We start from the raw sequence: 8,706 nt of genomic DNA on the forward strand, positions 1-8,706 counted from the left end.
ACCGCCAAACGACTGGCGTATTGAGACTCTATGTCTCCACTAAAGCCAGCCTGATGAAGTTCTTGTAAGTAACTGTGTACGACTGGGTCGACATCAGATTGAAATTGCAGTCTTGGTAACATGTGCTTCCTGCCCCTAAAGCGCTGATCCAATCAGCTATGGGTAATTGTATTTATTAATTTTTTAGAATCTGGTCACTTTACAACATTTGAAAACGTGATCAAAACAGATTCTCAACCAAAAAATACAACTAATGCTTTCTTTTTTAAAACGTAAGCTTAAAAATGAACAACGCATTCAGCAAATAGCTTTGACTTAGAGTGATTAAATAATGAAAAAAAACAAAACGGTAACCACTGAGGATATCCTTCTAAAATTGTGCCAGTCAGTGTCTGGGGTACTCACCTCTGCGACTGATTCCAAGATTTCCTACTCAGCGATGGTTCAAAAAATTAATAAGACAAGCTTAAAACCTGACTTTGGGTGTTTTGTTCTGTTCGATGGTGGTTTCTCGGGATTGGTTGTTATTAACTTTACCGCTAAGGCTGCGCTTGAAATCTATACAAACTATATGCGTAACATGGGCATGCCAGCAGAAGAGCTTGCGGTATTGCACACTTCAGACGAAGTGGGTGATGTACTTGGGGAGCTTATGAACCAATTGGTTGGTGACTTCACGAATAAAATTCGCAAAGAACTACAAACCAACATCACTCAAAATCAGCCAAAAATGTTGGCATTGAACAAGCAAGTGAACTTGTCAGTAGATACAAACCTTGACCGACCTCAAGCGAGACGAGTCACGTTTTCTACCGCTAACAACAATATCTTCTACCTGGAACTCGCTATGGATAAAACGGAATTTATTCAATTGGAAGAGTTCGAAGTTGCCGAAGATGAATGCCCAGATTCAATTCTAGAAGCCACTCAGAACAACATGGCTGCAAAAAAGGAGAAGGTAAGCCCAGTTGAAGACTCTATGGCCAATGATTTGCTCGATGAGCTAGGCATCTAACCGTACTGATTATGATTAACTGGCAGTAACCAAGTAACCGTTATCAAAACCTTACCTACTCCCTCTTTTTGACTAGGCCGAATAGAGGGAGTTTTTATTTGAACGTTGAATCAGTAGAATCGGTTTAAATACGTCCTATCGATTCCATGCATCTATTCTGGTTTTTCTTCCCCCTTCTTTTACCCTCAAATCGCCGGATTCTTTTAATCTAACGGGTATTTTTATCACAGCGATTCAGTTTATAGCTATAAAAAGGTATTATGTCAGACTTTGCAAAAATCGCATCTGCCTTAAAATATCGATGAATAAACAGAAAGCTCTAAAGAAAATAGCTAAGTGCTTGGAACTGGGTAACTCAGCCAACGTTAACGAAGCCGCCAATGCCATCAAAATGGCGCACAGTTTGATGCTCAAGTATGGTCTTGATAAAGACGATATTGAGTTCATTAAAATGGGTAAAACACAATCATCGCACTTATTACCTGCAAATATTAGTTCGACATTATTGCGCGTTATTAGAGGTATCAACACCAAGTTTGGCGTTGAGGCTGTGTTGCTAAACCATAAAGGCCTTAAACGTGCGGAATTTATTGGCGAAGCTGATCGTGCCATCTTTGCCGCATTTGCGTTTGACATTATTTATCGAGAAATGAACGAACATACCGGACAGTTCAGAAATAGTTTTTCGGGCAGCGGCACTTCATCACTTGAAGTGACTCGTCGAGTTAATTCATTCGTTTCCGGTTGGGTTGAAGGCGCGTTAGAGAAGTTACCGACCATCACTCCAGATGATGAATCCAATAATAAAATCAATAACTACATAGACAAAGAATTCGAAAATATTGATAGAGAAACCTTCAAACAACAGCTAAAAGAAGCGATGAAGAACCTCACTGCAGACTATGAGGTAGGGCTTAAGAAAGGCCGTAAGGTCTCGGTTAATCGACCGATTGATGGTGCACAGGCGCCAAAACAATTGAAATAAATCACGCCCAGTGTCAATTTCTTTCCGCCTGTGCTTGATAATTAGTGGTATTGTTCGGCAGATAAAGCCATCTAATCTTATACTCAGCAATGATGGCTATGTTTGTTTTTAGGGCCGACCTTATTAAATCACAACGGAATGTGCTTATCTTGAAGTGGCTTCTCTCTTTATTATTGTTACCGAGCCTTTGTTTTGGCGACCCGATAGCTGATCTTACGCCGAGAGCGGAATCAAATGATGCCTCGGCTCAATTTCAACTCGCAAACCTGTATGCCAATTCCACCTCTGAAACAGATCTTGAACAAGCTTTATACTGGTACCAACAAGCTGCCTCCAATAACCATACGCAAGCGCATTTTTCATTAGCTACGTACTACCTTAAAGGTATTGGAACCGAGCAAAATTTAACCCAGGCAATATTTTGGCTTACTAAGCTTTCTACGACAGGTAATGTCGATGCTCAGCTAGCACTCGCGACCATTTATGAACAAACAACAGACCAAGTAGAAAACCTCGATATGGCCGAGATTTGGTATTTGCTGGCACAACCCAATAGTGAGCTCGCAGTTGAAGGATACAGCAGAGTCTTAGAAGCTAAATTCAACCAACGGAAAGCTCAACAAGTTTCTTCTCTCGACCAACTCGATATCGCCTTCGAGCCTCAGCAAACGGATGTAAACCACACCTCAGATCAGATGCCAGCGATAAACCATCAAACCAACCCAACTTACGTTCTGATCATTTTAATCATCGTTGCTGCTTCCCTCATCACCTTCTTATATAAAAGACGTCGCCGAGTTAAATCAGATCACGCAACTAAAGCAACTAAAGCAGAGAATGACCAAAAGCGGCGGCTGATTGAATCAAACCAAGCTCAAGCACTGATCATCAAGCAGCAAAAAAAACAGATCGAGACGATTTACAGACACGTTAAAAAATTACAACAAGCATCACCTAAAAATGCCAACGACCAGAAACTGAACACTGCATGCGCGATGTTTGGATTCACTTCGACAAAACTACCCGATCAAAAAACGATCAAAGTTCGTTACAAGCAACTGTCCAAACTCTATCATCCAGACTTGAGCGGAACGGATGATGAAATGAAGCGATTAAATAATGCGCTTAAAATTATCCTGGCACACATTAAGTAACGCCCCACCAGGTTAATAAAATGTTACATTTGAGTGTCGCATTTTGAGGAAACACAAGAAAAAGCACGTCACGCAAGCGATCCCCCTCTCAAGCATGTAACAAACAATTAACCTCACTTCCTTTTATATGTCATAATGTCCGAAGAAAATTGAAAGTGAACTTCACTTTAGAAGGAGAAAATAATGTTCAGCTCAGAAGGTACTTGTGACTGGTGTAAAAAACCAAGCGCTCTTACCAAACTTAATTATATTGATGGAAAGTCTAACAATTCATGTGAAGACTGTTATGACCTTGCTTCATTGGATGTACGCGAATTCAACATTGCGGAACGTCAGCACCAAGAGCAGCACTGCGCACAATATTAGACTGCCCCTTCTTCTTTTATACTCACTCTTTCACTACCAACCAATAGCTTGCACTAAAAAGTCACTTAACGTGACTTTTTTAATTTCTGCCCTTTAAAACCGACCTCTACCGCTTACAAAACAATCTCAGCACCCAATCTAAATCACATTTTGTTCATAATTGAAGCAATTTGTACTTGATCCTTACTCAAAATAAAACTACTGTATAGGTATACAGCATGTATAAAAGGACAGGGATATGTTGCAAATACAACCTAATCAGCACTCGAAGTACAACACTCTTGCTCAGCCAACAGCTCCGATGACGATCGACGATTCAATCATGGGTCGGTTATCCGGTTTATCAAGCAGCCAGCAATGGATTCTATTTACGTCAGAATGCCCCCGTCCTGATTTTGAACAGTTTTCTTCATCGAAAATCAGCTGCAATAAAATTATTCATATGAAAGCATCTCAATCGATGACAGAACTAGAAACAGTGACAAAAGCCATTAAGTCTGGCAACGCCAGTGCTGTTGTCGCTTCAAATAATATTGATCACGTTAACCAAGCCTTACTCAAATCGTTAGCGTCGCTCCATGACTGTGAAGTATTTTTCGTTGAAGGCAGAGGCCAAAAGTATCACTAGTAAGTTCAACGAATTTTCGCACTCTTTTAGCGCCTCATTTTCGAGGCGCTTTTTTATTTTTTCTCGCTGTATCGATATACGATAGATTTTAAGCAAACGTTTGCTTTTTAAGTGTCGATGATAAAAAGTTCTGGTATGATGCGGGGCATATTCACAGCCTAAGCCCTACTGTTTGTAGTCTTGGGTTCCTTCTCAATCTGACGTTTAAAAAATAGGAATGTCTAATGAGCCTTGCTGATCAAGTTTTAGCCGTCAATGACGATTTACCCATTCGCACTAACAAGCCTGTCCACAGTGGCAAAGTTCGTTCTGTTTACTGGCTGACCGATGAAGATAGCCAGCGTCTAATTCAAGAAAAAGGGTACGATGTCGCTCCTGATGCACCGTTAGCTATCATGGTTATCAGTGACCGTATATCTGCCTTTGATTGTATTTGGCATGCTGAAGGTGGTCTTAAAGGTGTACCAGGAAAAGGGGCTGCTCTTAACGCGATATCTAACCATTGGTTTGATTTGTTTAAGAAGAATAATCTCGCAGACAGTCATATATTGGATATCCCGCATCCGTTTGTTTGGATTGTGCAAAAAGCAAAACCCGTCATGATTGAAGCCATCTGTAGAAATTACATCACGGGCTCAATGTGGCGTGCTTACGAGAAAGGTGAACGTGAATTCTGTGGTATTGAGCTTCCTGAAGGCTTAGAAAAAGATAAAGTTCTACCTGAGCTTCTTATTACTCCTTCAACAAAAGGAATCCTGAAGGGTATTCCGGGAGTCCCTGAGGCGGATGATGTCAATATTTCTCGCAAGAACATCGAAGATAACTTTGCTGCTTTCAACTTCTCCACCTCAGACGATATAGCTCGATACGAATCCCTGCTTAAAGATGGCTTTTCGGTTATCAGTAAAGCGTTGGCCGATGTTGATCAGACGTTTGTCGATACTAAATTTGAGTTTGGCTATGTCACCGATTCAGCGGGTAATGAAAAGCTTATCTATATGGATGAAGTGGGCACGCCGGATTCTTCTCGTATTTGGGATACCAAAGAATATCAAGCAGGCAATATCGTCGAAAATTCGAAAGAAGGTTTCCGCCAATTCCTTTTAGGTCACTTTCCAGATCCTGATATTCTTCTTAACAAAGAACGCATGCCAGAAAGAGAAGCATTGGCTCGTGATAACGCATTGCCAAATGAAGCTCTCATGGATATCTCTAGAACTTATATCAGCATTGCAGAAAAGATTACGGGTAAACCTGTGCATCTCAGCCAAAACCCTAAGCAAGAAATTATCGATGTGCTGCGCAGCGATTACGGCCTTATAGATTAGGCCATTTATTGATGAGGTTACTGAGACACTACCCTGTGCTAAAAGCTAAGCATCAAAAGCACGAGCAGCTCATCAATGATTAAAGCCTCTACAAAAAACGCCAGCCATTATTACTTGCTGGCGTTTTTCTACAAATCCTAGTTGATAGCCTACTGATTGTGCCAATCACATACACACCGATACAAAATGGTATACTATCGGGAAAATGACTCAACGGATTCAATAATGGAAGCTGAACTTCTCGAAATTCAAAACTTTCTTTCTCAACGCCCTCCATTTGATGATCTCCCTCCAGAAGTGCTGGAACACGTCACCAAACATGTCGAAATTTCCTACTTTCGTAAAGATACTCCCATCATTCACTTTGGCGATAACATCAATGACTTGTATATCGTGCGTAGCGGTATCGTTGAAGTCTATCGTCGTAAAGGGGAACTCTATAATCGCATCGATGAGGGCGCTGTTTTCGGTCAAATGGGATTATTAACCAATAATAAAGTACGCTTTCCTGCCAAGGCTATTGAAGACACTCTACTCTATTGTCTCCCGGAGGCGATTTTCCAAGAATTGTATGACAACCACGATTCATTCGCTGATTTTGTGGAAGTAGAAGATAACGCCCGTCTTAGGCAAACCGTTTCCAGTACCGAAGATGATAATGACTTAACGACCTGTAAGGTGCGGACTCTACTCACGCGAGACGTACTTTTTATTGCCGGAACCGAAACCATTCAGCAAGCGGCCATTAAAATGGCTGAAGAAAATGTCTCTTCGCTACTTATTATCGATCAAAACAAGCTCGATAATGATGATAGCGATGACAGCCCCGTTCTGGGAATCATTACCGATAGAGACCTCTGTACTCGAGTGATCGCTGAGGGATTAGACGCAAATGGTGACGTTGCAAGCGTAATGACCACGGAAGTGATCTCTCTTGATCACAACGCCTACGTCTATGAAGCCATGCTGACCATGCTGCGATACAATGTTCACCATCTACCCGTACTAAAAGATCGCCAACCCATTGGGATAATCGAAGCTACCGATATCGTTCGGTATGAGTCTCAAAACTCTCTTCTTCTCGTCAGCAGTATTTTCCAGCAGCAAACCATCGAAGAGCTCGTCCAAATTTCTGAGCAAGTGAAAGATAGCTTTGTGCGCCTGGTCAACGAAGATGCCAATTCTCATATGGTCGGGACAGCAATGTCTGTTATCGGTCGTAGTTTCAAACAGCGCATCATTGAGCTTGCTGAGCAAGAGCTAGGCCCTGCACCGATTCAATATTGCTTTTTAGCACTCGGTTCAATGGGCCGAGACGAGCAGCTTATCGTCACTGATCAAGATAACGCCATTATCCTTGATGACAGCTACATCCCTGAAAAGCACAACGCTTACTTTGAGAAGTTCGCTCGGTTTGTTTGTGATGGCCTTGCTATGTGTGGCTACACTCTGTGCACTGGCGATATTATGGCAACCAATCCCGACTGGCGAATGACACGACGAGAATGGGAAGAGTGCTTCTCTGATTGGATTGATGACCCCAACCCAAAGGCGTTGCTTAATTCCTCGATATTTTTCGATCTTGATGGTGTTTATGGGCGCTTGAAATGGGCAGAACAACTGAACAGCTTTATCGTTCGGCGCGCAAAGAAGAACAATCGCTTTCTCGCGTGTCTTGCTCGAAATGCACTCAACCGAACGCCACCACTTGGCTTTTTTAAAGATTTCGTTATGGAAAAAGATGGACGCCATAACAACTCCATTAACTTGAAACGCCGAGGTACGGCGCCACTTGCCGATCTCATTCGCGTTCATGCCCTGGCAGTGGGTTCACGTTCAACCAACTCTTTTGAGCGATTGGACGATATTATTGATGCGGGTATTCTCCCTAAAGGTCGTGCACAGGATCTTAGGGATGCAATGGAATTCATTTCCATGGTACGTATTCGTCACCAAGCCATTGACGTAGAAAATGAAATTGAACCCGATAACAATATCGAGCCAGAAAACTTGTCCGATTTTGAGCGCCGTAATTTAAAAGACGCCTTTCAGATTTTGAGTAACGCACAAAACTTTTTGAAATTCCGTTACCAAGCTAGCAGCAGTTTCAAATAGGACCCTGGTATGAATAGTTTTATACGCAAACCAGCCGTAGATTGGGCTTTAAAATTTAAGAAGCATCTTGCTATGGCAAAGCACCCTGTCCTGACTCATTTTTATCAACAGTCTATTCCTGATGCGACCACTCCCATTGGTGAAATCGAATTTCTAGCCGTTGATTTTGAAACCACCGGGTTAGATCCAAAAAAAGACGATATCATTACCGTGGGAGTCGTTCCGTTCACTCTCAATCGAATCTATCTGAATAGAGCCCGACACTGGACCGTCAGACCAAGAAAACAGTTGAGCGAAGAATCTGTGGTGATCCATGGAATAACCCACAGTGACATCATCGACGCACCAGATTTAACCGAGGTTATTGAAGAAATCTTAGAGTGCCTTTCTGGCCGTATTCTGGTTGTTCATTATCATCGTATTGAACGAGAGTTTTTAGATCGAGCGCTACGTGCTCGGTTTGAGGAGGGAATTGAGTTCCCAGTTGTCGATACCATGCAAATAGAAAGTCGCATCCAAGCGCAATGGGCCGGAGGGTTCTGGAACAGACTCAAAGGGAAAAAACCACAATCTGTCAGGCTGGGGCAAAGTCGTATTCGTTACCACTTGCCCACTTACACTCCGCATCATGCCCTTACTGATGCCATCGCTACAGCCGAGCTGCTACAAGCACAAATTTCATACCACTACGATCCTAATCAGCCTGTACGAGATTTTTGGATCTAAGCTTTACCCTGCGATTCCAATTAAGAATACTCTCGTATTCAGTTAACCATTCTCTCGCAACATGTTCAGATAAAAAAACTCTAGCGGCATGGCTAGAGTTTTTAAAGTGTGCGCGATGATCTTAATGCTTGTCGATTAACGCTTTTCTGTGCGCATACCCATTAATAGACTTACACACATCAGAAGCAATATAAATACAAATGGTAATGCGGTTGAAATGGCTCCGGCTTGAAGCGCTTCAATCGCTTGAGTACCACCGATCCAGAGTAATGCGACTGCAATTGCCCCTTCCATAAAGGCCCAAAAGACACGTTGTAGTACCGGTGCGTCTATTTTTCCGCCTGAAGTAATACTGTCGATAACCAATGAACCGGAGTCTGAAGACGTAA

9 protein-coding genes are annotated in these 8,706 nt (G+C 42.2%); 8 read left to right on the plus strand and 1 reads right to left on the minus strand.

Annotated elements, in window-relative coordinates; all coding sequences use genetic code 11:
- Positions 1–331 precede the first annotated feature (331 nt).
- The 8 genes from ACP45E_RS19625 (at position 332) to ACP45E_RS19660 (ending at position 8,317) form a co-directional block, all read left to right on the plus strand.
- Positions 332–1,015, plus strand: coding sequence for a DUF3334 family protein (locus ACP45E_RS19625; RefSeq protein ID WP_017038915.1), 684 nt, complete (start codon positions 332–334; stop codon positions 1,013–1,015).
- A 301-nt stretch (positions 1,016–1,316) separates the two neighbouring features.
- Positions 1,317–2,000 (plus strand): DUF2786 domain-containing protein, encoded by a 684-nt coding sequence (locus ACP45E_RS19630; protein ID WP_026026758.1) that lies wholly within the window; start codon positions 1,317–1,319, stop codon positions 1,998–2,000.
- A 140-nt stretch (positions 2,001–2,140) separates the two neighbouring features.
- Entirely contained in the window at positions 2,141–3,154 is a 1,014-nt protein-coding gene (locus ACP45E_RS19635; RefSeq protein ID WP_241824353.1) for a J domain-containing protein, read from the plus strand.
- Between the two features lie 183 nt (positions 3,155–3,337).
- Positions 3,338–3,520 (plus strand): hypothetical protein, encoded by a 183-nt coding sequence (locus tag ACP45E_RS19640; RefSeq protein ID WP_017035336.1) that lies wholly within the window; start codon positions 3,338–3,340, stop codon positions 3,518–3,520.
- Positions 3,521–3,758: 238 nt separating this feature from the next.
- A complete protein-coding gene (locus tag ACP45E_RS19645) occupies positions 3,759–4,148 on the plus strand; it encodes a SulA-like leucine-rich domain-containing protein (protein WP_017035335.1) in 390 nt (129 codons plus the stop codon).
- 224 nt (positions 4,149–4,372) lie between these two features.
- A complete protein-coding gene (locus tag ACP45E_RS19650; RefSeq protein ID WP_017038913.1) occupies positions 4,373–5,476 on the plus strand; it encodes a phosphoribosylaminoimidazolesuccinocarboxamide synthase in 1,104 nt (367 codons plus the stop codon).
- Between the two features lie 225 nt (positions 5,477–5,701).
- A complete protein-coding gene (locus ACP45E_RS19655) occupies positions 5,702–7,591 on the plus strand; it encodes a putative nucleotidyltransferase substrate binding domain-containing protein (RefSeq protein WP_017038912.1) in 1,890 nt (629 codons plus the stop codon).
- Positions 7,592–7,600: 9 nt separating this feature from the next.
- Positions 7,601–8,317, plus strand: coding sequence for a 3'-5' exonuclease (locus ACP45E_RS19660; protein ID WP_017035332.1), 717 nt, complete (start codon positions 7,601–7,603; stop codon positions 8,315–8,317).
- 135 nt (positions 8,318–8,452) lie between these two features.
- On the opposite strand, the gene ACP45E_RS19665 is transcribed toward ACP45E_RS19660, so the two are convergent.
- A partial coding sequence (locus tag ACP45E_RS19665; protein ID WP_198927768.1) for a BCCT family transporter occupies positions 8,453–8,706 on the minus strand: 254 nt, incomplete at its 5' end.

It is taken from the genome of Vibrio genomosp. F10 str. 9ZD137, from assembly GCF_049974785.1.
In the GTDB taxonomy this organism is placed as follows: Bacteria; Pseudomonadota; Gammaproteobacteria; order Enterobacterales; family Vibrionaceae; genus Vibrio.